Genomic DNA, 24,769 nt, shown 5'->3' with positions numbered 1-24,769 from the left:
CCGGGGCGCGGGTAGGTCGCCGACGATTCGACCGGTTCGACAGGAGCTCAGCGATGTCCTCTCCCGATTATGACCGGCGCGCCGTTCTCCGCGCGATGCTCGCATCCGGCGGCGCCGCGGCGGCGTTCATGCCCGCGATCGCACGCGCGCTGGAAATTCCAGCCGACCGGCGCAGCGGGACGATCATGGATGTCGACCATGTCGTGATCCTGACCCAGGAGAACCGCGCGTTCGACCACTATTTCGGCGCACTCAACGGCGTGCGCGGGTTTGGCGATCGCTTCGCGATTCCGGTGCCCGATCATGGCGATCGATCCGACGGCACCGTCTTCGTCCAGCCGAACGAACGGGATGGCGTGCCCGGCGTGATCGCTCCGTTCCACTTCGACACCCACGAGGATTTCGCGCTGGTCCGGCACGACGGGACGCCGCACACCTTCCCCGACAGCCAGGCGGCGTGGGACAATGGCCGGATGGGGGCCTGGACCAAGGCCAAGCACAATCATGCGATGGGCTATTTCACCCGGGCCGACCTGCCGTTCCAATATGCGCTCGCCGAAGCCTTCACGCTGTGCGACGCTTATCACGCCGCAACGCACATGGGGACGAACCCCAACCGGCTGTTCCTCTGGACCGGTACCAATGACCCGGCGGGCAAGGGCCATGGGCCGGTGATCGACAACAGTTATGATTCGTTCGCGGATCCGCACGGTCACGGCGGCTATACCTGGACGACCTATCCCGAGCGGCTGCTGGCGGCCGGGGTCGGCTTCCAGATCTACCAGGACATGGCCGACAATTTCACCGACAACCCGCTGGCGGGTTTCCGGCGCTATCGGGCGGCACGGGCGGCCACGTCCGGCCCCGAGGCAGACCTGTTCCGCCGCACGCTGACGACGCGGGATCTCGACCTGCTGAAGGCCGATGTCGTCGCGGGCACGCTGCCGTCGGTGTCATGGATCATCGCTCCCGCCGCGTATTCGGAGCACCCAACGCCATCGTCGCCGCTGCAAGGCGCCGATTATACCGCGCGCGTGCTCGATGCGCTGACAAGCAACCCCAAGGTGTGGGCACGGACCGTCTTCATCCTCAACTTCGACGAAAACGACGGGCTGTTCGACCACGTCCCGCCACCCGCCCCACCGGCGCGCGACCCGGGCGATCCGACGCGGATGATCGGCGGGACGACGATCCCGGTCGACGACGACTATCATATCCACGCCCAAGGCACCGCCGACGCACCGTATCTGCACCGTGCCTACGGTCTCGGCATGCGCGTCCCGCTCTACGCGATTTCGCCGTGGAGCCGCGGCGGCTATGTCGCCTCCGACGTGTTCGATCACACGAGCGTCATCCGCTTTCTCGAAACCCGCTTCGGTGTCCACGAGCCCAATATCAGTGCATGGCGGCGGGCCGTGTGCGGCGATCTCACCAGCTGCTTCGATTTCGAGACACCCAACGCCCAGCCATTCTTCCCCACGCTGCCCGCCACCGCCGCGTTGGCCAAACGCGCGAGCGGGCTGCCCCTCGCCCGGCCCGATCCGCCCGCGACACTGATCGCGCCACGCCAGGAAAAGGGCGTGCGGCGGCGTCGCGCGACGCAGTATCGACTCGCCGCCATCCTCGAGCGGAACGACACGGGACTGGCGTTGCGGCTCGACAATCCCGGCACCGCCCAGGCCGCCGTATTCCATGTCTACGATGCGCTTGCGCTGGAGGCGGTCCCGCGGCGCTACACCGTCGGCGCCGGACGGTCGCTGATCTGCGACGTGGTGCCAGATGCCACCGGACGCCACGACCTCTTCGTCCTCGCGCCAAACGGCTTCCATCGACGTTTCACCGCGCACGCGGTCTGCTTCAGTCCGATGCTCGATCGCGCGGGACGGTTGCAGCTGCGCAATCTTGCGGCGCGTTCGGCCGAACTGACGATCACGGACCTCGCTTATGGTGCCGCGCCGCGCCACTGTACGCTGGCCCCGGGGGGCACCGCGACGCTGGCGCTGGATCTCGCGCATAGCCATGGTTGGTACGATCTGAGGATACGCGCCGACGGCCAGGTCGTGCGGCTCGCCGGGCATGTCGAGAATGGCCGCGCCAGCTATTCCGATCCTGCCGCGTTCGGCCCGGCGCCCGTTGCGTTCGAAACCGCGGAAAGCCTGCTCAAGCGCTGATGCGGGCGGCCATCGATCCGCAGAAGTCCCGCCTGGACGACGCCGCCCCCATCACGTGACCGCCGCGCCGAAACACAGGCGCACGTTCGATCGTGGCGCGGCAGCCTTCGCCGGGTCGAGCGCGCGCACCCGACCCGTCATCGGGACGAAGGTCGCGGGTCCCAACGAACATTCGTCCAGCGCGTCCGGCAGCTTCGTCAGCACCAGCAGTTCTTCTTCGAGCGCGGTGGGGCCGACCGGAATGATCAGCCGACCACCGACCTTGAGCTGGTCGACCAGCGCCTTCGGTACGGTCTTGGTTCCGGCGGCCACGACGATCACATCGAACGGGGCGCTCGGCACCCATCCTTCAAACCCGTCGCCTTGCCGGACGGCGACATTGCCGTAGCCGAGCCGCTGCAGCCGCGTACGGGCTTGCCTGGTCAGTTGCGGCACGATTTCCACCGATGTCACCGTGCGCGCCAGACGGCTCAATAGCGCGGCCTGGTAGCCCGAGCCCGTCCCGATATCGAGCACGTTTGCATCGGGCGTCAGCTTCGCGGCAACGGTCATGATCGCGACGATATAGGCATCGGAGATGGTCTGTCCGAAGCCGATGTCGAGCGAGGCGGGCACATAGGCGGCCTTCCTGTGCGGCTTGTCGACGAAACGCTCGCGCGGAATCGCGTTCATCGTCGCCAGGACCTGGTCGAGCCCCGCCAGATCGATCGTCGAATGGCGCTTTTCGACCTCGGTCCTGATCCGCGCCAACATGGCACGCCGCCGTTCGGCCTCGGTGCCGAGCGTTATGACGTCCAGGGGTATCCACACATTGGCCTGCTCGGCGCCACGTGGCCTGGCATCCGCAATCAGCGCCTTGTTAGCCGGCGCATCGGCCGCGCCCCCGCGTTGCGCGATGGAAGCGCCGGGCACGGCCGTCAGAAGGCAGGCTGCAACCAAGGCGTTGAAATCTGGCATGCCATATTCCTTGATGACGGGACACGGCGCGTCAAGGAGGCTGGTGATACGGCTTCGTCCTGACCGTGCCGATCACCACTCCCGAATCTTGGTGCAATGGCCGTGGCAATCCAGCTTCCGACGGCTCAGCCGCCAATTCCGGCGCGGCGGCACCCCCCGCGATGTACGAGCGTCGTGGCGCGCTCTGGCAGCCGCATCACGCTGAAGATCGATCCGTACGATCGGCATGATGCCCTGCTGGCGCGATCATCGCGGAACCGGGCGTTTCGTTGCCAAGCGGACAACTCGATCACACCCTTGCGCGGCCGGTGGCGGAGACGGAGAGATTCGAACTCTCGGTACGGTTTCCCGTACGACGCTTTAGCAAAGCGTTGGTTTCAGCCACTCACCCACGTCTCCAGGTCACGGCGAGGTGGCTCTATAGCCGCGCTCTTCGCTGTGATCAACAGCGCGTTTAGCGGTCGTCCGACGTGAAATCGACTCGGGCTGGCGCGGTGTTCATTGTCGCGTCATGTGATGCCGCGCTAGGATCGGAGATGCAGTTGGGGAGAATGACGATGCGGGTGGGTTGGTTTGCGGTTCCGACGGTCGGAACCATCCTCGCGCTTGCGCTCGCGGCGGCGCCACTCGGCGCACAGGTTAGGACGATCGATCCGAACCAGGGCATCGATTCGGACCTTGCGCCATCGCAGGCCGCACCGAGGGCACCCAGCCCGTCCCCGCGGGCGTCACAACAAACCGGCGCGCCGCAAAATGCCTATCCGGCAAACGCGGATGCGCCACCGCCCTATCCTCAAAACGCCTATCCGCAGGACACGGCTACGCCCACGCCTTCCCCGCGCTATCCAGACCCCCCTGCCAACGGCGCCCCGGCGCAGCAGCAGAATCCCGTCGACGTTGCGGCACAGGATGGCGCTCGAGCAGGCGCCGATGCCTCGGCGGCGCAGAGCCAGACCTTCCAGCAAGGCGAGTTGCTCGCCGCGGCCGAGGGCACGTTCGGGAAAGGCGCCTCCGGGCTGGCCGGCATCCTCGAGCGCACGTTGAAGGAGCAAGGCGAGCCAAATGCCTATATCTCCGGGCGTGAAGCGTCGGGCGCCGTCGTCGTCGGGCTGCGGTATGGCAAGGGAACGATGTTCCACAAGGTCGAGGGAGAGCAGCCCGTCTATTGGACCGGACCGTCGATCGGCTTCGATCTTGGCGGCGATGCCAACAAGGTGTTCGTGCTCGTCTACAATCTCTATGATTCGGCCGAGCTGTTCCATCGCTTTCCGGCGGCCGAGGGACGGGTCTATTTCGTCGGTGGATTCGCGGCGAGCTATCTGCGGCGCGGCAACACCGTGCTGATCCCGATTCGTCTGGGGGTCGGCTGGCGGCAGGGGGTCAATCTCGGCTATATGAAGTTCAACAAGACCTCGAAGTGGTTCCCGTTCTGATCCCGTGGCGCAGACCGGCGTCGCTCCCGTGATGCGGCCGGTGCTGCGCGCGGTCCTGAGCGTGATCTATCTCGCTGCGGGGATCCTGCACGTCATCGTGCCGGGACCGTTTCTGGGGATTACCCCGAAATGGGTCCCGTTTGCGCCTGAGGTCATCCTGGCGACCGGATGTTGCGAGATCGCGGGCGCGATCGGCTTGTTCGTACCGCGGCTGCGGTGGTGGGCAGGTGCGCTGCTCGCGGCCTATGCCGTCTGCGTCTATCCCGCCAACATCAAGCACGCGGCGGATTATGTCGCCCATGGCACCGGTGGCCTCGGTCTGTGGTACCATATTCCGCGTCTTGCGTTTCAGCCTGTGATCGTCTGGTGGGCGCTGTTCGCCGGACGTGTCATCGACTGGCCCTTCAACGCCGGAAAGACGCGCGCATGACCGAACCCACCGACGAGATCCTGATCGACACGCCCGACGGGCCGATGACGTTTGCGCAATGGAAGAAGAAGCATCCGGTCCAGGTTCCTTCCCGCCGCACCAAGGGCAAGGACCTTCCCGTCAAGGTCAAACGGTTCACCGACAAATAGACATGCCTTTTTCAATGGCACCAGCGCGCGTTTCAACCGTTGCGCTTCCGAACCATGCCCTGACGGTATGGCCGTGTATGAAAGGATCCCAGCGATGAACGAGAACACCCTCAAGGGCGAAGCCCAGAATGTCACCGGTTCGATCAAGGAAGCCGCAGGCAATTTGACCGGCAGCTCGAAGCTTCAGGGCGACGGCATCGCGGACCAGGTGACCGGCGGCGTCAACAAGGCGATCGGCGGCGTCCAGGATGCCATCGCAGCCGGCCCGGGGCCGCTCGTTCAGCAGGCGCGCGATTTCGCGCGGGCCAAGCCGTGGGCGACTGCCGCCCTGGTCGGCACGATCGGCCTCGCGCTGATCAACACGCTGCGCGGCAAGAAGTAACAACGATCGGGTGGACCGGTCAGCCGGTCCACCCGCCCGTCGCGATCACCCGAAATCGATCGCTTCGAACCGGATCGGCTCGCCGATCGCCGTATCGGCGAGCGTTCCGTCCCACATGACCCGGTGGCCCCGCACGATCGTGCCAAGCGGCTTGCCGGTAACCGTCATTCCCGTGAACGGCGACCAGCCACAGCGCGATGCGAGCCAATCCTGCTCGATCGTCCAGCGCGCCTTCAGATCGACCACCGAGAAATCGGCGTCATAGCCGACCGCGATCCGCCCCTTGCCGGACAGACCGAACACGCGTTGCGGCCCGGCACTCGTCAGGTCGATCACGCGCTGCAGGGTGGTGCGCCCTTCGGCGACATGGTTCAGCATCAAGGGCAACAACGTCTGCACCCCCGGCATCCCGCTGGGACTGTCGGGATAAGGCTTGGACTTTTCCTCGAGCGTATGCGGCGCATGGTCCGACCCGAGGATATCCACGACACCCTGCTGCAGCCAATGCCACAAGCCATCGCGATTCTCGCCCGAACGGATCGGCGGGTTCATCTGCGCCAGCGTCCCGAGCCTCGGGTAGGCTTCCTCCCCCGCGAGGGTAAGGTGCTGCGGAGTCACCTCGCAACTGGCGATGTCCTTGTTCTGGCCGAGCAAGGCCAGTTCGGCCGGGGTGGTGACGTGCAGGACATGGATCCGACGCCGCGCGGCGCGCGCCAGTCCGAGAATCCGCCGGGTCGCCAACAACGCGCTTTCGTCATCCCGCCATACCGGATGCGACGAGGCGTCGCCCGCGATACGCTCGCCTGTGCGCGCGTTCATCCGGGCCTCGTCCTCGGCATGGATCGCGACCCGGCGATGGCCGGATGCCAGTACCTCGGCGAGCCGCGCGTCTTCCGAAACGAGCAGGTCGCCCGTCGACGCCCCCATGAAGATCTTGACGCCCGCCGTTCCCGGCAGACGTTCCAGCTCGGCCAGATCAGCGGCATTGTGGTTGGTGGCACCGACGTAGAAGGCGTGGTCGCACCACATGCGATGATGCGCGCGCGCAAGCTTGTCCGCGATCGCATCCGCCGAATCGGTATTGGGCTTGGTGTTGGGCATTTCGAACACCGCCGTGACCCCGCCCAGCACCGCCGCCCGCGCGCCGCTTTCCAGATCCTCCTTGTGAACCAGACCGGGTTCACGGAAATGGACCTGCGTGTCGATGACACCCGGCAAGACGTCCAGACCGGTGCAATCGATCGTTTCGCCGGCATCGTCCGCCCCAAGCGCGCCGAGCGCCGCAATGCGGCCGCCGATCACGCCGACGTCGATTTGCGCCGGGCCACTCGGTAAATGCACCGTGCCATTCTTCAGGATCAGATCGTACGCTGCCATCACCGCCTCTTATGCAAAGCCATGGGGCGTCCTATCTCGTTGGCATGACCGAAACCACCCTTCCCGCACGATCCCCTGCCACGTCGCGCGGCACGATGCTGTCTGATCGCGCGCTGCTGCGCGTCGCCGGAGACGATCCGCGCGGATTTTTGCAGGGGCTGATCACGCAGGACGTCGCGACCCTGGACGCTGCGACGCCGCGCTGGGGCGGGCTGCTGACGCCGCAAGGCAAGGCACTGTTCGATTTCCTCCTGTGGGCGGACGACGACGCCATCCTGATCGATTGCGAAGCCAGCGCGGCGGAAGCGCTCGCCAAGCGGCTTTCCCTGTATCGTCTGCGGCGGGCGATCACGATCGAACCGGTGGCGGGGGCGGTCCACTGGTCACTCGAGCCCGGCGACGGCGTCACGGATCCACGCCTCGCCGACCTCGGCTACCGTTGGCTGGGGGCCGCGAGCGCGCCGGCCGCCGGCTGGCTGGAGCATCGCCTGTCGTTGGGCGTGACCGAAGGCCAGGGCGAACTGGGCAGCGACCAGACGCTGTGGCTCGAAGCCAATGCGCGGGAGCTCAATGGAGTCAGCTTCACCAAGGGCTGCTATACCGGGCAGGAGAACACCGCCCGCATGCATCATCGTGCAAAGGTCAATCGACGGCTCGTGGTCGCCCCGCTCGCCGAGCCGGGGGATCGCACTCGCAGCGTGTATCCCACGCTGGAGCGGATGGTCGAATTGCGCCGCGTCGAGGCGCTCGGCGACGCGCTGGTTCCACCATGGCTGGCAGCGGCGCTCGCCACGGCGGAACCCGACTGACGGTCAGCGCCCAACGGCACTATAGGCAAAGCCCGCCCGCTCAACGTCGGCCGCTGGGTAGACGTTGCGCAAGTCGACCATCACGCTGGCCGCCATGGTTGCGGCGAGGCGTCGCAGGTCGAGCGCGCGATAGATGTCCCATTCGGTCACGATGACGATCGCATCCGCGCCGGACGCCGCTTCATACGCATCGCGGCAATAGGTCACGGCCGGCATCATCGCCTTGGCGAGCTCCATGCCTTCGGGATCATGCGCGCGAACCGTGGCGCCAGCGTCGAGCAGGCTCTGGACGATTGCCAGGCTCGGTGCGTCGCGCATGTCGTCGGTATTCGGCTTGAACGTCAGGCCGAGGATCGCGACCGTCTTGCCCTTGGCCTCGCCGCCCAGCGCCTTGATCACCTTGCGGCCCATCGCGCGCTTGCGGTTGTCGTTGACCTGAACGACCGCCTCGACGATCCGCACCGGGGTTTCATAATCCTCGGCAGTCTTTAGCAGCGCTAGCGTGTCCTTGGGAAAGCACGACCCGCCATAGCCGGGACCGGCGTGAAGGAACTTCGACCCGATCCGCTTGTCGAGCCCGATGCCCCGCGACACATCCTGGACATTGGCGCCGACTGCTTCACACAGGTCGGCGATTTCGTTGATGAAGGTGATCTTGGTCGCCAGGAAGGCGTTCGCGGCATATTTGATCAGTTCGGATGTGCGACGTCCGACGAAGAGGATCGGGCTTTCGTTCAGATAAAGCGGACGATACACTTCCCGCATGACACCCTTGGCGCGCTCGTCCTCGGTTCCGATCACGATCCGGTCGGGACGCTTGAAGTCGCCGATCGCCGCGCCTTCGCGCAGGAATTCGGGGTTGGAGACCACTGCAATCGGGAAGTCGCCCGCTTGCTCGAGCAGGATTTCCTCGACCTTGTCGCCGGTGCCGACCGGAACGGTCGATTTCGTCACGACCACGACCGGCCCGTCGATCGCCTCGGCGATTTCCCTGGTCGCTGCAAAGACGTAGGTCAGGTCGGCATGGCCGTCGCCACGGCGCGACGGCGTCCCCACCGCGATGAATACGGCATCCGCCCCGCGCACGGCGGCGTGCAGGTCGGTAGTGAACGTCAGCCGGCCCGCCGCGACGTTGGTGGCGACCAGCGTGTCCAGGCCCGGTTCGAAGATCGGCATGCGGCCCGCCTCGAGCGCGGCGATCTTCGACGCGTCCTTGTCGACGCAAATCACGTCATGGCCGAAATCCGAGAAGCACGCCCCGGAAACCAGGCCGACATAGCCCGATCCGATCATCGTAATCCGCATCACAAATCCCCTGAAACCACTTTGCTACCGTGATCGCCGGCCATCAGGGGCCGGGCAAGGCACGCCTCGTCGCCTTCCCTGTAGCCGATCAAAGACAAAATGACAGCGCCCCCATGTTGCCGAACAGCGGGATCGGCGCGCCATCTTCGATCGACAAAAAAAGGGGAGACCGGCGATAGCCGATCTCCCCGTTTTTCTTGCCGAAGGCTTCAGGCTTAGTTGCCCGAACCCGGACCGTACGTGACTTCCACGCGACGGTTCTGCACTTCGCGAACACCGTCTGCGGTCTCGACGCGCGGGCGGCTCTCGCCGAACGCTTCCGAGGTGATCACGCCAGCGGGGATCGAATGCGCGGTCAGGTAAGCCTGGACCGAGTCATCGCGACGCTGCGACAGGCCGACGTTGTACGATGCCGAACCCGAACGGTCGGTGTGACCTGCGAGCATGACACGTGCGTTACCGCAGTTCTGGTACTGGGCGATCGCGTTGTCGAGAATGCCGGCTGCCTCAGGCGTAACGTCCGACTTGTCCCACTCGAAGAACACGATGAACGGACCAGGCGAGCAGACCGGTGCCGGGGGGGGCGGCGGTGCTGCGGGCTCCGGAGCGGGCGGCGGAGCAGCGGGCTCCGGCGGCGGCGGGGGAGCAGCAGGCTCGCCGAAGTTGTACGTGAAGCCGCCGAGGAGGCTGTGCGTACGGAACTTGCCGTCGAACTGACGACCCGACACGTCGACCAGGCGAACCTTGTCGGCGGTGAAGAAGCGATACTTCAGCGTCGCGTCGATGTGGTTGGTGATCGGCGCACGGACGCCGGCCAGACCCTGGTAGGCGAAGGTCGTGTCGCTGTCGTTCAGGAACTGCGAGTTCGGAGCGATCTCGTAGCGACCCTTCACGCGTGCAACACCGACACCGCCGCCGACGAAGCCCTGGATGCCGTCATCGTCACCGAAGTCGAGCAGGCCATTGACCATGAAGCTGAGTGCCGAGGTGCGGCCAGCCGCGCCATTGTACGTGCCTGCAGCAAAGTTGCTGCCTGCGGTACCCGACGGCGTCGTGACCGACGAGCGATATGCATCGACCGAAGCCGACTTGTAGCCGACTTCGGCTTCAAGGCGGAACATGCCGAGGTCGTAACCGATCGTACCATCGACGTCGTAGCCGTAGTGGTGATCGACGTTGCCGGCGTTGTTGACGCCAGCGATGTTGAACTTGATATCTTCCACGATCATGCCGCCACCCTCGAGGCCGACGTACCACGAGTTATCGCGGGCGAGGGCAGGTGTGGCGAGAGCAGTGGTCGCAAGCGCCATGGCAACGGCTAGCTTCCGCATAAAAAAACCCCTTCTTCTGGTTGTCACTCGGACAGCGCAAACTCCCTACCCAACAGAAGGTTTCCGCGCAAGCGAACAAATGCCCGGATCTGTTGCCGAATTGCCACAGCAACACCCCCTTCCGCGCTACGGGAAAACGAGGCCATGCCTTTGTAAAACGGTTAAAATATTAGTGATCGCCTGTCGGGCAACACCGTCGATATTATCGCCTCCGATCGGGGCTCCGACGGCCGGCTGGCGCGGACCGACCACCGGCACCCCGCCAATCACCAGCTGGTCCGCGCGAACCAGACCGATCTCCCATCGTCCGCCGACATAGCGCGTCACGGTCATGTCGTTGCGATTCCACGCAGACATTCCCTCCGTCGCGGCTACGAAACGCCATCCGCCATCGGTCCAGCCGGCAAGCGCATCCGCCTTTCCGCCCCACGCGCCCAGGGGGTTGGCGCCGACGATCCAGCATTGCCCCGCGATCGGGTCCGCCGGGGGGGTGGACAGGCCGACGGCCTCGACGATCGGCTGTACCGCGATGTCGAGCAGCGCGAGTGCCTCGTTGTGCGTGAGTTCCTTCTGGGCTTGCCCGGACTGCAGGAATGGCAAGGCAAGCCGCGCGGTCGTCTGGTCGCTCATGACCGTCTCCTTCAGGTGATCCAGGCGGGAACCGACAGGTGTGCAGGGCGGGATTCGCCATGGGTCCCGACCTGACGGACGGCAACCACGGTTCCGTTCGCGCGCTCCGCGGCGGGTAGCAGCAGAGTCGGGCTGGTCACCGAGACGCTGCGAAAGACACCGGCTTCGTCGCCGATCGTGACGCGATAGGCTTCCCGCTCTTCGCCCAGCGGGGCATCGACGCCGTCGGTCCATTGCCAGCCAGTTCTGCTGCGTCGCACCCATTGCACTGCAACGTCGCCATTCCCGATCTCGCGCAGACCGAGCTGGACGGGGGATGGCGGTACGATCGACGCACCGTCGGGGGTCAGCACGGCGCTTGCCGGGCCGGCCAGATCCCCTGGCCCGGTCGCGAGCAGACGGACGGGACTGCCCAGCGTTGCCAGCGTCAGGTCCAGGGTAGTCGCGCTTTCCGGGGTCAGCACGGCAAAGGAGTCGCCCGGCGCCGGAGTCCCGATGGCGTCTTCGGTGCCGTGGCGTCCGCGCAGCAGTCCGGAAAGTTTCCAGCGTGTCATGCCGACTTGATCCGCAACGCCGAACTGGAGCATTTCCTTTCCAGCGAGCGCCACGTTCGCGCCTGCAGCAAGCGCGGCGGGATCCGCGCCGGCCAGCGTCATCTCGGCATGCGCCAGGTCGACCTCGATCCATCGCGCGTGGTCGACCAGCGCCGCACTGCCGCCCGACGACATGGCGACGATGCGGCCGATCACGCCGGGTGCGGCCGTCGCGCCCGCATTGACCCAGCGCGCCCCGTCATCGACGCTGTACAGGATCGCCGCGCGACGCCACCCCGGCGCGGTTCCCGCAGCGATGATCGTCAGGCGCGGGGCCGCCAGCAGGACATCGTCGAACGGCAGCATCTCGGCCACCACGAGCAGCGTCTGCCCCGTTGCCACATCGGGCGCAGGCAGCAGGCGTCCGGGACTGGCGCGCGCCGCCGCGGTTCGCGCCGCGAGGCGGACACACACCAGCGTCACGACGTGCTGCTCGAACGCCCAGTGCGTGACGCGCCACACCCCCGCCACATCCCGGATGGTGACGCAGGTGCCGGGCAGGATATCCAGCGCATCCCAGCCCAGGGTAACGGTGCGCTGCTCGCGGCCCGCCTCGCCCTGCGCGAGGATCTGTTCGGCGATCGTCTTGGCGGATCCCGCATCGACCGCCGCGGCAAGCGCGACGCGATCTTCGCGCGCGCCCGCCCCGGGCCGCCGTGCGCGCTGGACACCGACCTGGAAATCGCGCGCCGGATCGTAATACGACACCACCACCTGCCGCGCGACGGTCTCCAGTGCGGCGATGCTGCGACCCGCCGCGCCCGGCGTGGCGCCGTCCGCAATCGTTTCGCCCAGGTCGATGACGCGATCGGCGACGATCCCGCCGCGCTGGACCAGGCGCGCGTCGGTCAATCCGGGGGCGGGCGCAAACCACGTCCCGCTCGCCTCGGCAAGCGGCTCGATCGCGCTGCGGACGCTGTCGCCATAAGCCGCGAAGCCGGTCACCGTGCCCGCCGCCCCGTCGCCGACGATCCCGTCGTCGGAAAGATCGGCGACGATCGCGCCGATGCTCACCGGACCCGCATCGGCGATCACTTCGAACGTCAGCGACGGAATACGGTTGCCGTAATCCGCGAGCTGGAGCTGTTCGAACACGGCATAGGCGACCCCGCGATGCGCCGGCGCGAGCCCGCCCCCCTCGGCCGCGGCGAGCAACGGGTCGATCGCCTGGTCCTCGTCCCCACGGTGCAACCGGAACCCGGTCGCACTCTTGAAAGCGCCATCCGCCCCGCGCAGCAACTTGCCGTCGGCCCAGATCCGCCCGACGTCCAGGATCGGGCGCCCCGACAACGCCACCGCGAACGACACCGAATAGCTGTAGGCGGTGAGGCTCGGCTGCCCCTTGCCACTACTGCTCTTGGTCGTGCTCTCGATCAGCTCGGTCGACCAGATGACGCAGCCACCGACCCGCATCGTTCCGTAGATCCGCTGGATCGGCGTGCCATAGCTCGACGTCTGAACCTGGAGCGTGGACAGGCGCGGCCCCTCGCGTCCCTTGGGCGCGAACAGCAGGTCATGGTCGATCACGCTACCAAGCGCCGCCCCGATGGCACCTCCGATCGGTCCGCCGATCACGGTGCCGGCAACTGTGAGCACGAGCGTCGCCATCGATCAATCCTCCCGACTATCGCGCACGTGCCAGCACCCGAGCAGCGGCCATGGTGGCATGCCCGGCCGTTCAACCACGCGACGCAGCATGGCATCGGCATGGACGATCCCGCCCGGCACGATCACCGCCAGATGCAATTGCCCGAGACCACTGTCGAAAAGCGCGATCGCACCGGGTCGCACGGTCGCTGCGGGCACGAACCCGGCGGCATCGAACTGCGCACGCACCCGCGCGACGTCGCCCCCGTGCAGCGCGTACCCGGTGGGCACCGCGCCGTCATAGCCCGCTCCGCGGGCCGCCACCGCTACGACCCCGACACAATCGAGCCCAAGCGCGGGATCGCGCCCGTGAAGGCGGAACCGCGCGCCCAGCACGGCCCGGGCGGCGGCCACCACCGCGCCATCGACGCGTGTCATGCGCCCGGATAGCGCGTCAGCAGGTCGATCCCCGGCAGATACGGTTCCCCGCGAAAGTTCGCGGCATTGCCGAAGCGCGCGGCGCACGTCGCGAGGCTCTTGTCGCAGCCTTCGATCAGCTCGACGCGGTCGCCGACGGCCACCGGCATGGCGGGCTCGCCGCGCAACGTCACGTCGGCCGCCGACGACGCCGCGATCGCCGCGCGCAGACCGCCGTTCGCGCCGCCGATCCAGCGCAGCAGGCCACCGCCATAGGCGTTGGCGCTCGGCTCGAGAGCATCCAGCGTCAGCGTCTGCCCGCTGGCCGTCACCACGCGCTGCAGCCGCCGACGCGCGGCCAGCGCGACACGGCAGCGCTTGTCGCCGAGCTCGGCGCGGCATTCGGCGGAGGTCAGCTCGACCACCGGTCGATCCAGTCCGGCGCTGGCACCGCGCAATTCGGCGGTGAAGGCCCCGCGCCGGGTTTCGACCGCGCCAATCGTTCCCAGGCCAAGCGGGACGCGCGTCGCATCCGCCCCCGTCCAGTCCGCCGCGAACAGCACGACTCGTGCGCCGTCCCAGCGTCCGGCGAGCAGGTCCGTCTCGGTGATCGCCGCACTGGTCAGCGCGCCGGTAATGTCCATCGTATCGGCATCCAGCCCGTCGCCACGCCGGATCGCCGATGGCGTCATGCCGGGGGCGGCCCAGTGAACGAGGCCGTCGATCAGCAGATCGCGGTCGTGATCGGTCAGCCCCAAGGCGATCCCGTCGCACCGCTCGATCCGCCAGCACAGCGCGATCGTCGTCAGCGACCCGTCGAGAACGCTCACGCCCCCGCCTCGCGCACTTCGATCAGCGGGACCCGGGATGCCGTCCCGGCGAGGAACGTCGCGCGCGAGACGCTGAGCGTATCCTCGGCGAAGCGGACGGGAACATCGAACAGAAACCCCACGCACACCGCTGCGCCCGCCGCGGGTGGCGCGTCGAGGTCGACCCACCCGCCCGCGACCACCGAAAAGGCGGTCGTCTCGGTGGCCGCGACCGCCACGCGGACGCTGCCCGCGACGGGGCGCGTGATCCGCCGCGTGGTGTCGTCGTAGCGCTTGGTCAGCGCAAAGCGGGCGGTGATCCCGTCGCCAACGCCGATCTGCTGATCGAACGGGGTCGGGACGTCCCCGCCCGAACAAGCGTCGAACGGATCGCGCAACCGAAAGCCCCGCGCCGGCCCCAGCCGCGCCCGAAAGAACGCCAGCAGGGTCGCGATATCCGCTTCCGAGCGCACGCCGGGGCCGACGTCATACCGCGTCCGCGCTTCGCCCCAGCTTGCGTTGCGCGTCTCGAAACCGCCACCGCTCGTCACGATCGCGGTGGAAAATCCGGGGGTGACCTCGGCCTCCTGCCCGAGCGCGATCGGGAACAGCACGTCGTCGAACGCGTCCATGGCATCCTCCCCCTGATCGAAATGCACGTACCCGTCGCGCAGCACCTGCGGCAGCGCCCACACGAAGGTGCGCCCCGTTCCGCGCGCCTGCGCCGCCGCCACCGCGGCCTCGATCGCACGCCAGTCGGCCACCTGATCGGGCCGGAGCACGAAACCGGAAAAATAATGCGTATCGGCGGCCGCGTAGCCAAGCCGTGCCTGCATCGCCGCAACCCCGCGCGCGGTGGCCGCGACATTGCCCGCGACGACGAAATCATAATCCTCGAGTTGCAGCACATCGAACGCAGGCCGGGCCCAGCCGAGCGGGACGTTGGCGCGCCGTGCGTCGGGCATTGCGGTTGCCAGCACGGTCGGTAGATACACCAGCAAATGGGTCTGTACGGCCGGGGCAACGCTGCGCACCGCCGCGACCAGCTTTGCGGTCGAGGCGGCCAGCACCCCGCCCGCGGCGTCCAGCAGCGCCTGTTCGCCGGCAGTGGTCACGGTCGCGAGCGTCGCGATCGGCACCGGATCGCCACCGAACGCTGTTCTGGCCGCCGCGTCGTACAGGCAGGGGCGGCCATCGGGCATGACCCACCACCAGGGTTCGCCGACCTGGAATTTCGGCGCGAGGCCGGCCGCCAGCGCAATCCCGAGGAACGCGGCCGCGACCGTCCGCAGATACGCCATCGCGCCGGCGTGCGCGGGGGACAACAGGGTGGAGGGTGGCGACCATCCGGTCAACGCGGGCGCGCCGTCCCAGGCGCGCTGCTTCCAGTCGCCCCAGCAATAGGCGTCGAACAGTTCGTAGCTGAGCGACCAGATCACGTCGAAACCCAGCGCCTGGGCGGTCCGCGCGAAATCGGCATGCCAGGCCGCCGCCGCGACGTTCAGGAGCCCTCCCGCCAGGCTGGCGTAATAGCCGCCCCCGTTCGCCTCGAGCCGCATATAGTGGCTCATGCCGACATAATGCGTGATGCTGCCGCGATAGCCGAGCAGCAGCACGTTGCGCAGCAACCGCGCGGGCGTGAGGGTGTAGCTGTCGTCATACCCGCTCGCCATCGCGAGGCCATGCTCGGGCACGATGCCATCGCCGATCGCAAGCACCGCGCCCGATCCGTCGCACGTCATCCCGCGCAGCTCGACCCATGCCTCGACCGGGAGCGGAAGCGCGGGCGCGGGCGTGCTCGCCCCGGCGACATAGCCCGGCGGGACCAGCGATACGAACATCCGGTCGATGTCGCCCGCCCACACCGGGTCTGCCTCGCCCGGCAGGTCGAACCCGCCATCGAGCGCGGCGAAGTCCAGCGCGACCTGCGCGTCCGTTGGCGTCCCTTCCGCATAATTCCACAGCCGTACATACCAGGCGCGCGCCGCCCCGCCCGCGTCGCGTCCCTCGATCGTCAGGACCGGCCCGTTGACCGCGTCCAGTGCCACCACCCCCGCCGATCGCCACTGGAAGCTGAGCCGGCACCCGCGATAATCGCGCGCGGTTTCGTAGCGCAGCAGCGGATGATCGTGCGTGTCCTCGGATTCCCAGATCAGCCCGGCGAGATCGCCTGCCGTATGGAACACCGCATGGACGCGCAGCGCATCCGGCGCGATCGTCGTCACCGCCGCCATCATCGGACGCGGGAAATTGACCGTCCAGAAGCGCGGATCGAACCGCGAGAGCACGCCCTCGCTCTGCACCGTCCGCTCGGTCGCAAGCCAGAATGCCATGACGCTTCCCCTTTCCGCCGCATCAAACCGCCCGCAGCCGGCAGCGCGGAACCGTTGCCTTATGGTCCGCTCAGCGCCGCCTTGACCGCGCGCGCCACCTGACGGCTCGACGCCGCGAGCGCCTGGGGGCCATCGGTCCCGCCCTGGACGGTGATCGACACGCGAACATCCCGCGCGCTCTGCCCCCCGCCGGCGGCAACGATGCTGCCGCTGGCGGTCGGCACGAACAGTTCGGGCCCGCGCTCCCCGACCCAATACGGCCGCGCAGGCGATACCGGGCCGCCGGTCGCCCGCCCGGGCGCCCCCCCGACCAGGCCGGACAAGGCGCCGAGCAGACCGGTCGCGCCACCCCCGCCGGCATCACTCCCGCCGAACAGCGCGTTCAGGCCATTGCGCAGCGCGGCCCCGGCGATATCGTCGAGCACCGACAGGGCGACCTTGCGCAAATCCTCGAACCCCACCGATCCGGTCTGCAACGCCTTGCCCAGCGCGGTTTCGATCGCGCGGCCGGCCCGATCCACGCCGCCCGTAAAAGGGCCGTCGAGCGACGCACGCATCGTATCGACGTCCCGCGCAAATCCCGCCGTATCGGCGCGCACGCCGACCACCAAGCGCTCGATCTCATCCTCCATCGGGAAAGGCCTCCTGCATGCGTGCGATCGTCGCGGCATCGGGCGGCGCGATGCCGCTCGCCCCGCCCGTCAGCACCGTCACCACCGTCACCAGTTCCGCAGGGGTCGCGCGCCAGAACGTATCCGGGCTCCACCCCAGCACGGCCCCGGCCAGTCCCGCGAGCCGCGCGCTGACATCGGCAAACCGCTCCATCACCGCCCCGCCAGGATCTGGCCGAGCAGGACGCGCAGCACCGGCGTGGCCGCGGCGAGCCCAGCGCGTACGACGCTGTCCCCCAGCGCCTCGCGCGTCATCGCCTCCGGCGCATCCTGGCGGCAGTGCCAGAACAGCGCGACCATCTCGCCGAGCGCAAGCGACCCCGCCGCCGCGCGCTCGACGAGCGCGAACAACGGCCCGAGTTCCCGCTCGGCCGCGACCAGCGCGGCAAAGCTTGGCCGCAGCACGATGCGTTCGCCGGCAACGCGCAACTCGGCCTCGCCGCGCACGGGATTGGCGCTCATGCCGCCACCACCGGTCCGGAACTCTCTAGACTGATCGTATAGCTGCGCTCGCCATTATAATCCCCGGCGTAGTCGAGCCGCGTCACGAGGAACCGGCCGCTCAGCAGTTCGCCGCTCTCGAAGCTCAGCCGATAATCGTCGAGCACGCCCGACAGAGCGCTCGCCTTGATCCGCGTTTCTGCGCTCGATCCGGTAAAGACCCCGGCCGCCGACACCGTGACGCTGCGCACCCCCGCGCCCGACAGCAGCTCGCGCCAGCCGCCGGAATCCTTCGACGTCACGGCGACCAGCGCGCCATTGATGCTCAACTGCGTCGTGCGCAGCCCCGCAACGGTCTGATAGACGACCGGTGTCGCGCCGTTCCCCACCTTCAACAAGAAGGCGCTGCCTCGTTCCACGCTCATAAAGCCTCCATCATCCGGATCCGATAGTCCACGCTCGCGCTCCACTGGCCGGGGCTGCCGCCCGTGATCCGCAGACGCGCCAGCACCACGCTCGCGAGTCTCCAGCCGGGCAGGTCGCGCGGGATCGCCTCGATCGCGGCGACGACTCCGGCCGCGAGGGTTTCGATCCGCCCCGGCCCCTCGGCGGCATCGCGGAGCGTCACCATCAGGCGAATCTCGCGCCCGGCCAGGTCCTTCGTGCTCCAGTCGATCGCGATCAGGTCGCCCAGTTCGGCAAACGGCGCGGTCGCGCGGACCGGCGGCCCGAGGAAGACGCCGTTGAGCCCGGCGACCGCGCGCAACGCGGCAAGCGCCGCGGCCTGCAGCGTGCGTTCGGCGCTCATCGCACGAGGCTCCCGATCCAGCGCAAGCGCGGATCGTCGGGCGCGATCCGCCCGACCAGCACGATCTCCGCCCCGCTGATCTCCACGAGAATGCCGGGCAACGCCGCGCGCAAGGCGGCGGCAACGCGGCACCGCGCGCGATCCGCGGCCGCGGCCGCAATCGCATCGCCGCGCTGTTCGACCATCGTCAGCATGGATGGTCTCCCGCGATTACGGCGATCCGCCGGAACGGTCGCCACAGCGCGGTCACCGCGAGCGGCGGCGGCGTACTGCCTTCGCGCGCGACGAACAGATGCGCGGCGAGCAGGACGACGCCTTGCCGGATCGGGCCGGGCAAGCCGGGCCAGTCGGCCGCCAGCCCGCAATCGAACCCCACCACGACATCGTCCGCCGCAGGATCGATCACGCGGACCCAACCGTCCCCCCGCGGATCGATGTCGATCGCATAACCGGCCGGGTCGAGCGGCGTCCCGGCGCGCGTCTCCACCGCCGAAATCGCCCGTACCGGTGCCGCGCCGATCCGTTGCCAGCCGCGGGCCGGCGCAAGACACGCGCGCATCGTCCGTGCGATCGTCACTTGCCCGAGGAACCACTCGGCAAGCCCCAGCGCCGTTTCGACGAACGCGACGAGCAGGTCGTCCTCCGTATCGCTCGCCACGCGCAGCACCGCCTTGACCGCCGCCAGCGCAAGCGCACGATCCCCCGCCCCGAGCGTCACCACGCCCGGCCCATTCCCGTCGATCATCTCGATTCCTTCGCAAAACGATCGCGGCGGCCGGCGCGCGATCCCCTCCTCCGAGCCCCGCCCCGGGGGCCGCTCCCCGGCCGCCAGCGTCTGTCAGGAAACGGCGAACTTCATCAGCTTGATCGCCTCGCTGTTCGACACGCAGCCGCCGATCCGCTTGGTCGCGTAGAAATTGACGAACGGCTTGTTGGTATAGGGATCGCGCAGGATCACGGTCTCGCGTCGTTCCGCGATCAGATAGCCGGCCTTGAAGTTGCCGAACGCGATCGACAGGCTGTTCGCGCCGATGTCGGGCATGTCCTCGCTCTCGATCACCGGATAGCCGAGCAACGTTCCCGGCGTTGCGCCGCTCAGGCTGGGGCTCCACAGGAATTGTCCGTCCGTCGTCTTGACCTTGCGGATCCGCGCGAGCGTCGTCGCATTCATCAGGAAGACCGCGCCCTGGCGATAGGGCGCGCGCAAGGCCTGGACGAGGTCGATCAGCCGATCCTGCGGGGTCGTCGGAAAATCGCCCGCAACGCCGCTCGCCAGATATTGCAGCGTGCCGAAGGCGCGGGCCGCGTCGGCGGTCGCGGCGATCGGGGCCTGCAGGAAGCCCTTGGGCCGGCTGACGCCGGATCCGTTGATGAACGCGCTCCCCTCGGCCCGGGCGAATTCGAGCGCGATCTCCTGTGCAAGCCACGCCTCGACATCGAACGCCGCGTCGTCGAGCATGGCCTGGCTCGCGCTGGGATTGGCATAGAGTTCCCCCATCGGCGGGGCGATTTCGGTAAACACCGGCGTCGCCGTACCCGGCCGCTGGTCGGTTTCGGCGGCCCATCCGGATGGCGTTCCGCCCGTCGTCACCAGCTTGCGATACCCGGCGGAACCGACCTTGACGACGTTCGCGATTGCCCGGATCGGCGAGATCGCGGTCAGCGTCGCGTCGATCACCCCGTCGATTTCGGCCGGGATCGCATAGCCGCCGGCATCACCGGTCAGCCCGGTAAAGGCCTTCAACTCGACCGCCGCGCCGGTGCGCAGAAACGCCGAGAAGCCGGGACCGGCCGTCGCGGCACCACCGGCCAGAACCGGCCGGGTCACGACTCCCCCCATCTCGCGGGTATCGAAACTGGCTTCGAGTGCATCCATCGTTTGATCGGTCATGTCATTCTCCCACGCCAAGACACCCGGACGACACCGCCGCCGGGCAAGAAAACTGCGGACATAGAAAGGCGTCAACCGGCGATCGCGTGCACCCGTGCGAGCGGCTGCATCGGCTGCGCGACCAGGCTCACCTCGATCAGGTCCAGCGCGGTCAGCTCGCGCACCGTCCGCGTCGCTGCGCCGGCCCGGACGCGGTAGCCGATCGACAGACCCGACACGGCCCCGGCGCGAACCATCCCGGCCAGCGCGGCGTCGTCGATCCGCCCGATCACGCGCAACCCGCGCGTATCGGGAACGACCCGCTCGACCACGCCGACCGGATCGCCGCGGTGGTGCCACAGCAAGGGCACCGACGCGGCGGCCAGATCCGCGAACGTACGCGCGCGGATCACGTCCCCGCCGCGATCGACCCGGTCGAACACCGCGGCATAGCCCGCGAACCGCAGGCTCACTTCACCCAGTCCCAGAAACCCACCTTCGCCGCGATCCCGGTCAGCAGCAGCGCCCCCGCGATCCGCACGATCCAGCCGAGCACCGCCTTCCACACGCGCTTCTTCGCGTCGCGCCACGCGCCCAGCAGCTCGCGCAGCTCCGCCATGTCCTTGGGCGCCGCGCCATCGTCCAGCCCGAGCCGCGCGAGCGCGCGGGTGGCGGACACTTCGCCCGCCTCCTCCGCGATCGCCCGCAGCGTCGTCAGGTCGGCACCCTCGCTCGACCCTTGCGCGATCAACTGCGCCAGCAATGCACCACTCATTACGCATCTCCCACACCAACCGGCGCGATGCCGAGCATCGCGCGTTTCTCCTCGGGACTGAGGAAGTCCGCTGCCCCGACCTGCGTCCACAACCGCTCGCGGTCTTCCGCCAGCGCGGTGATGCGATCGAGATCGACCGAAAGCGCCGGCGCCTCGAACCACCCGCCCAGCGCCTGCGACAAGGCGGCGAGGATCGCGCCCGCCAGCGGCAGGATCGCCAGCCGCCACAAGGCGCGGTTCGCCTCCTTGTAGTTCGCGTAGGTAGCGTCTCCGGGCAGCCCCAGCAGCATCGGTGGCACGCCGAAGGCCGTCGCGATCTCGCGCGCCGCGGTGGCCTTCATGCTTGTGAAATCCATGTCGGCGGGGGTCAGGCTGAGCGGTTGCCACTTCAGCCCCCCCTCCAGCAGCATCGGCCGTCCGGCGTTGCCCACGCCGGCAAAACCCGCCTCCATTTCGGCGCGCAGCCGGTCGAACTGTTCGCGCGACAGGGTCGATCCGTCCGCCGGATCATACAGCAGGGCACCCGACGGCCGCGCGGCATTGGCGAGCAGCGCGGTGTTCCACGCCGCCGCCGCATTGTGCAACGCGATCGCCCCCGCCGCCCCCGCCAGGCATCCGAGGCCATAATGATCGTCGAGCGGATGGAACCCCTTGATGTGGACGATCTGCGGCCGCCCGGCGGGATCGTCCGCGATCAGCCGGACGATCCGGTCCCCGACGGCGTAGCGATAGGCCACCGGCCATCCCGCCGCATCGGGCTCGACCGTCACGCGCTCCGGCGGCAATGCGAACAGCTCGACCACGTCGCCGCGCGCATCGGTCAGCAATTGCACATAGGCGTTGCCGTGCAGCAGCAGTTGCGCCGCGACCGTCGCGCCCAGCGCCTGCCCGCCCGAGCGCGCCCGGACCAGCGCGACGATCTCGGGCGCGCCCAGCAGCGGCGCATCCCCGATCCCCTCCGCGATCAGCCGCACCGCCCGCTGCGCGATCGCATTGCCCAGATACAGCGACCGCACCTGTGCGGCATAGGAGCGCGGAACCTCGCCCCCCATAGCGCTGGCAAACCGCGAGCGCGCACGATCGAGCGCCGGCCGCGATTCCTCGCGACCGGCCGCTTTCCAGCCGAACCATTTCATGATGTTCTCCTGCGAGCTCGCGGGCGTCCGTGCCCTGTCTGTGCTTCCCGCGTGGCCGGGACGGGCCACACCCCCACGCGTCACTGCCGCAAAGGCGGGATCTCTGCGAACGTCGCGCTACCCCCCCTCGTCACCCCGGCGCAGGCCGGGGCCGCCATGGTGACCAGACGCAACCGGCGATCCGGCACTCGGTCGCACCGGCACGCCCGGGTAACCACCCGGCCCCGGCCCGCGCCGGGGTGACGGTCTGGCGCCGAGCGATGGTCACAGCGGGCTCGCCAAGGCGGGAATGCATCAGCGTAGCGCTAAGGGATGGAGCGTCCCGCCTTATGGATCCCCACCCTCGCGGGAATACCATGCGCTGGGTCGAAAAGAGTTGGTGTCCTCGGGTTGACCGACGCGCCTTGCGGGAACGGGACCGGACACCGCGGGGCGCGGCGCAGCGCCTGCCCGTCCCGCCGCGCCCCTACCCGCGCCCCGCTACCCGCGTGTCGCGAACCAGATCACGTGGCGCGGTCCCTTGCCGTTCTGCCGCGCCTTGACCGCGACCTCGTCGACCAGGAACCCGGCCGCCTTCAGCCGCGTGACGAAGCGTGCATCGGGGGCCGCCGACCAGATCGCGAGCACGCCCCCGGGCCGCAACGCCATCCGCGCCGCCGACAGCCCGCGCGGTGCGTACAGCCGGTTGTTCTCCGCCCGGACCAGTCCGTCCGGGCCATTGTCGACATCGAGCAGGATCGCATCATAGCCGCCGCCGGGCGCAAGGATCGCCTCGGCGACATCGCCCGCGAACACGCTGACCCGCGGATCGTCGAGGCATCCGTCCGCCACCGCCGCCATCGGCCCGCGCGCCCAGTCGAGGATCTGCGGCACGAGTTCTGCCACCACCACGTCCGCCCGCGCGCCGACGACACCAAGGACCGCGCGGAGCGTAAACCCCATGCCGTACCCGCCGATCAGCACGCGGGGCGCGGCAACCTGCGCGACTCGTGCGCACGCCAGCGTGCCCAGCGCCTCTTCGGAGCCGTTCATCCGCGTGCTCATCAATTCGTTGCGATCGACCACGATCATGAAGTCGGCACCGCGCCGATACAGCGTCATCGTGTCCCCGCCGGGGATCTGCGCGCTGTCGATCAATTCCCGCGGTACCATCGTCTCATCCCTGCTGCGGCCGTCCCGCCGACGGCCGGGCTTCGTGACGGAAGCCGGCCATCGTACGCGAAGCCATCAGGCAAGGCGCGCCGCGGTCCTAGCCACCGGCGGGCCGGAATGCCACGCCGGAAGCAGGGGGGAGGGGTATTACCGTGCCGCCAGTTGCGGAGCGTTGCCCAGCATGTGCGTCGCCACCTGGTGTGACCAGATCGCATCGCCGCCGCGGGTTTCGAGCATCACATTGTCGAGCGCCATCGCGCGACGGTAATATTTCACCGCCTCGTCCGCACGCCCGGCGCGGACCAGCGCGTTCGCCAGCTCGATCTGCGCGCCGCCGTCGCGCGGGCTCAGCTGGGCCACCGCTTGCGTCGCGCGCACCGGATCCTCGGTGGCCGGATGGGCGATCGCCGCACCCGAAAGAGTCGACAGGGCAACCAAGCCCATGGTCACGATCTTGATCATCATCCATCTCCCAATCTTACTGTTACAGAATGATGACACATTTGCTTCGGTTTTGTGAAATGGTTTTTTTGCACGCAATTGGGATGGCGCCGTTCGGTCGCGGGACGGGGGTTGCGCCGGTGGAACGCCGGACGATCGGCGATAGGTTCGCCACCCCACGGCACGGCGCAGAAAGTCGTGCGTCGGGCGCGGCCGCATGATAGTCCCGGGGCAACGGTGGTGGAGATGCGGACGGTGCTGACCCTGACAGTCCTGGCGATACTGGCGATGATGACATTCGCCGCCGAAACCCCGACCGGCCGGTTCCTGCACAGGACGACCGTCGAAATCCCGGCGCGCATGCTCGACCGGATCGGTCGCGGGCATGTCATCGCGGCGGTTTTGATCGTCCTGTTCTGTGGCCTTCTCGTCTGGGCCGGCGGCGCGGACGGGGTTCGCGTGATCGCCTTCGGGCTTCCCGATGCCGCCGCCTGGCTCACCACGTTCGAAGTCAGCGCCTATGTCGACATGATCGCCGCCGTGCTCGCCACGGCCGCCACGCTGCGGCTGAAGGGACTCGGCGCACGGATCGGCACGACCCTGACCGGGATCGTGCGGCGCCGCAGCGGGACGGCACGCCCGCGGGCCTGCCGAAGCCGTACGCACGCGGCGCCCGCCAATGACGACGACAGTATGGCGCCGGACGACATCCGGCCAGACCTCCGCTTTCGCCCGGAAGCGCTCGCGCTGACGGCCTGAGCA

29 protein-coding genes and 1 tRNA gene are annotated in these 24,769 nt (G+C 68.3%); 7 read left to right on the top strand and 23 right to left on the bottom strand.

Features of this window, described 5'->3' with window-relative positions; translation table 11 throughout:
• The first annotated feature begins 53 nt into the window (after window positions 1-53).
• Window positions 54-2,171 (top strand): phospholipase C, phosphocholine-specific, encoded by a 2,118-nt coding sequence (locus L8G49_RS08100; protein ID WP_242183926.1) that lies wholly within the window; start codon window positions 54-56, stop codon window positions 2,169-2,171.
• A gap of 51 nt (window positions 2,172-2,222) precedes the next feature.
• On the opposite strand, the gene L8G49_RS08095 is transcribed toward L8G49_RS08100, so the two are convergent.
• Window positions 2,223-3,128 carry a protein-L-isoaspartate(D-aspartate) O-methyltransferase gene (locus tag L8G49_RS08095; RefSeq protein WP_242183912.1) on the bottom strand — a complete coding sequence of 302 codons (906 nt, stop codon included), beginning with the start codon at window positions 3,126-3,128 and terminating at the stop codon, window positions 2,223-2,225.
• Between the two features lie 309 nt (window positions 3,129-3,437).
• A tRNA-Ser gene (locus tag L8G49_RS08090) sits at window positions 3,438-3,527 on the bottom strand.
• Between the two features lie 152 nt (window positions 3,528-3,679).
• Here L8G49_RS08090 and L8G49_RS08085 point away from each other — a divergent pair.
• The 4 genes from L8G49_RS08085 (at window position 3,680) to L8G49_RS08070 (ending at window position 5,522) form a co-directional block, all read left to right on the top strand.
• Window positions 3,680-4,561, top strand: coding sequence for a DUF1134 domain-containing protein (locus L8G49_RS08085; protein WP_242139878.1), 882 nt, complete (start codon window positions 3,680-3,682; stop codon window positions 4,559-4,561).
• A gap of 31 nt (window positions 4,562-4,592) precedes the next feature.
• Entirely contained in the window at window positions 4,593-4,991 is a 399-nt protein-coding gene (locus L8G49_RS08080) for a DoxX family protein (RefSeq protein ID WP_242139928.1), read from the top strand.
• Window positions 4,988-5,140 carry a hypothetical protein gene (locus L8G49_RS08075; protein ID WP_242139879.1) on the top strand — a complete coding sequence of 51 codons (153 nt, stop codon included), beginning with the start codon at window positions 4,988-4,990 and terminating at the stop codon, window positions 5,138-5,140. Before L8G49_RS08080 ends, L8G49_RS08075 begins: the two co-directional genes overlap by 4 nt.
• A gap of 94 nt (window positions 5,141-5,234) precedes the next feature.
• Window positions 5,235-5,522, top strand: a complete 288-nt coding sequence (locus L8G49_RS08070; RefSeq protein ID WP_242139880.1) for a CsbD family protein — start codon at window positions 5,235-5,237, stop codon at window positions 5,520-5,522.
• A gap of 45 nt (window positions 5,523-5,567) precedes the next feature.
• Here the strand turns inward: L8G49_RS08070 and L8G49_RS08065 are convergent, their stop codons facing one another.
• Window positions 5,568-6,899 (bottom strand): dihydroorotase, encoded by a 1,332-nt coding sequence (locus L8G49_RS08065; protein ID WP_242183909.1) that lies wholly within the window; start codon window positions 6,897-6,899, stop codon window positions 5,568-5,570.
• 44 nt (window positions 6,900-6,943) lie between these two features.
• Here L8G49_RS08065 and L8G49_RS08060 point away from each other — a divergent pair, with 44 nt between their 5' ends.
• Window positions 6,944-7,708, top strand: coding sequence for a folate-binding protein (locus L8G49_RS08060; protein WP_242139882.1), 765 nt, complete (start codon window positions 6,944-6,946; stop codon window positions 7,706-7,708).
• Between the two features lie 3 nt (window positions 7,709-7,711).
• Here the strand turns inward: L8G49_RS08060 and L8G49_RS08055 are convergent, their stop codons facing one another.
• The 20 genes from L8G49_RS08055 to L8G49_RS07960 all read right to left on the bottom strand — a co-directional run bounded on the left by L8G49_RS08055 (window position 7,712) and on the right by L8G49_RS07960 (window position 24,031).
• Complete coding sequence (locus L8G49_RS08055; RefSeq protein WP_242139883.1) at window positions 7,712-9,013, bottom strand: UDP-glucose/GDP-mannose dehydrogenase family protein; 1,302 nt, start codon at window positions 9,011-9,013, stop codon at window positions 7,712-7,714.
• A 215-nt stretch (window positions 9,014-9,228) separates the two neighbouring features.
• Window positions 9,229-10,344, bottom strand: a complete 1,116-nt coding sequence (locus L8G49_RS08050) for an OmpA family protein (protein ID WP_242139884.1) — start codon at window positions 10,342-10,344, stop codon at window positions 9,229-9,231.
• 126 nt (window positions 10,345-10,470) lie between these two features.
• Window positions 10,471-10,974, bottom strand: a complete 504-nt coding sequence (locus tag L8G49_RS08045) for a DUF2793 domain-containing protein (protein ID WP_242183904.1) — start codon at window positions 10,972-10,974, stop codon at window positions 10,471-10,473.
• A gap of 11 nt (window positions 10,975-10,985) precedes the next feature.
• A complete protein-coding gene (locus L8G49_RS08040) occupies window positions 10,986-13,175 on the bottom strand; it encodes a phage tail protein (RefSeq protein WP_242183902.1) in 2,190 nt (729 codons plus the stop codon).
• 3 nt (window positions 13,176-13,178) lie between these two features.
• The gene (locus L8G49_RS08035; protein WP_242183900.1) at window positions 13,179-13,592 is read right to left on the bottom strand and encodes a peptidoglycan endopeptidase; all 414 of its coding nucleotides are present in this window, start codon (window positions 13,590-13,592) and stop codon (window positions 13,179-13,181) included.
• A complete protein-coding gene (locus L8G49_RS08030; RefSeq protein WP_242183898.1) occupies window positions 13,589-14,401 on the bottom strand; it encodes a DUF2163 domain-containing protein in 813 nt (270 codons plus the stop codon). The genes L8G49_RS08035 and L8G49_RS08030 overlap by 4 nt, the downstream gene beginning before the upstream one ends.
• Window positions 14,398-16,713, bottom strand: a complete 2,316-nt coding sequence (locus tag L8G49_RS08025) for a DUF2460 domain-containing protein (protein ID WP_242183897.1) — start codon at window positions 16,711-16,713, stop codon at window positions 14,398-14,400. Before L8G49_RS08025 ends, L8G49_RS08030 begins: the two co-directional genes overlap by 4 nt.
• A gap of 59 nt (window positions 16,714-16,772) precedes the next feature.
• The gene (locus L8G49_RS08020; RefSeq protein ID WP_242183887.1) at window positions 16,773-17,345 is read right to left on the bottom strand and encodes a tail tape measure protein; all 573 of its coding nucleotides are present in this window, start codon (window positions 17,343-17,345) and stop codon (window positions 16,773-16,775) included.
• Window positions 17,335-17,538 carry a phage tail assembly chaperone gene (locus tag L8G49_RS08015; protein ID WP_242183884.1) on the bottom strand — a complete coding sequence of 68 codons (204 nt, stop codon included), beginning with the start codon at window positions 17,536-17,538 and terminating at the stop codon, window positions 17,335-17,337. Before L8G49_RS08015 ends, L8G49_RS08020 begins: the two co-directional genes overlap by 11 nt.
• The gene (locus L8G49_RS08010) at window positions 17,538-17,846 is read right to left on the bottom strand and encodes a gene transfer agent family protein (RefSeq protein ID WP_242139892.1); all 309 of its coding nucleotides are present in this window, start codon (window positions 17,844-17,846) and stop codon (window positions 17,538-17,540) included. The genes L8G49_RS08015 and L8G49_RS08010 overlap by 1 nt, the downstream gene beginning before the upstream one ends.
• Window positions 17,843-18,250, bottom strand: coding sequence for a phage tail protein (locus tag L8G49_RS08005; RefSeq protein WP_242139893.1), 408 nt, complete (start codon window positions 18,248-18,250; stop codon window positions 17,843-17,845). Before L8G49_RS08005 ends, L8G49_RS08010 begins: the two co-directional genes overlap by 4 nt.
• Entirely contained in the window at window positions 18,247-18,633 is a 387-nt protein-coding gene (locus L8G49_RS08000) for a DUF3168 domain-containing protein (protein WP_242183882.1), read from the bottom strand. The genes L8G49_RS08005 and L8G49_RS08000 overlap by 4 nt, the downstream gene beginning before the upstream one ends.
• Window positions 18,630-18,827 (bottom strand): hypothetical protein, encoded by a 198-nt coding sequence (locus L8G49_RS07995; protein WP_242183880.1) that lies wholly within the window; start codon window positions 18,825-18,827, stop codon window positions 18,630-18,632. Before L8G49_RS07995 ends, L8G49_RS08000 begins: the two co-directional genes overlap by 4 nt.
• Window positions 18,821-19,378 (bottom strand): hypothetical protein, encoded by a 558-nt coding sequence (locus tag L8G49_RS07990; protein WP_242183872.1) that lies wholly within the window; start codon window positions 19,376-19,378, stop codon window positions 18,821-18,823. Before L8G49_RS07990 ends, L8G49_RS07995 begins: the two co-directional genes overlap by 7 nt.
• Window positions 19,379-19,471: 93 nt before the next feature.
• A complete protein-coding gene (locus L8G49_RS07985; protein ID WP_242183871.1) occupies window positions 19,472-20,524 on the bottom strand; it encodes a phage major capsid protein in 1,053 nt (350 codons plus the stop codon).
• Window positions 20,525-20,595: 71 nt separating this feature from the next.
• Window positions 20,596-20,976 carry an HK97 family phage prohead protease gene (locus L8G49_RS07980; protein WP_242183869.1) on the bottom strand — a complete coding sequence of 127 codons (381 nt, stop codon included), beginning with the start codon at window positions 20,974-20,976 and terminating at the stop codon, window positions 20,596-20,598.
• On the bottom strand, window positions 20,973-21,278 hold the full coding sequence (locus L8G49_RS07975) for a DUF6127 family protein (RefSeq protein WP_242139898.1): 306 nt from the start codon (window positions 21,276-21,278) through the stop codon (window positions 20,973-20,975). The genes L8G49_RS07980 and L8G49_RS07975 overlap by 4 nt, the downstream gene beginning before the upstream one ends.
• Window positions 21,278-22,414 (bottom strand): phage portal protein, encoded by a 1,137-nt coding sequence (locus L8G49_RS07970; protein WP_242183867.1) that lies wholly within the window; start codon window positions 22,412-22,414, stop codon window positions 21,278-21,280. Before L8G49_RS07970 ends, L8G49_RS07975 begins: the two co-directional genes overlap by 1 nt.
• Before the next feature lie 480 nt (window positions 22,415-22,894).
• The gene (locus L8G49_RS07965) at window positions 22,895-23,566 is read right to left on the bottom strand and encodes a spermidine synthase (RefSeq protein ID WP_242183866.1); all 672 of its coding nucleotides are present in this window, start codon (window positions 23,564-23,566) and stop codon (window positions 22,895-22,897) included.
• Window positions 23,567-23,713: 147 nt separating this feature from the next.
• Window positions 23,714-24,031 carry a tetratricopeptide repeat protein gene (locus L8G49_RS07960; protein ID WP_242139901.1) on the bottom strand — a complete coding sequence of 106 codons (318 nt, stop codon included), beginning with the start codon at window positions 24,029-24,031 and terminating at the stop codon, window positions 23,714-23,716.
• Window positions 24,032-24,262: 231 nt separating this feature from the next.
• On the opposite strand from L8G49_RS07960, the gene L8G49_RS07955 reads away from it, so the two are divergent.
• Window positions 24,263-24,766 (top strand): hypothetical protein, encoded by a 504-nt coding sequence (locus L8G49_RS07955; protein WP_242183865.1) that lies wholly within the window; start codon window positions 24,263-24,265, stop codon window positions 24,764-24,766.
• Window positions 24,767-24,769 lie beyond the last annotated feature (3 nt).

It is taken from the genome of Sphingomonas sp. CARO-RG-8B-R24-01, from assembly GCF_022662295.1.
In the GTDB taxonomy this organism is placed as follows: domain Bacteria; phylum Pseudomonadota; class Alphaproteobacteria; order Sphingomonadales; family Sphingomonadaceae; genus Sphingomonas.
This window is presented reverse-complemented; position numbering and strand designations above follow the sequence as displayed.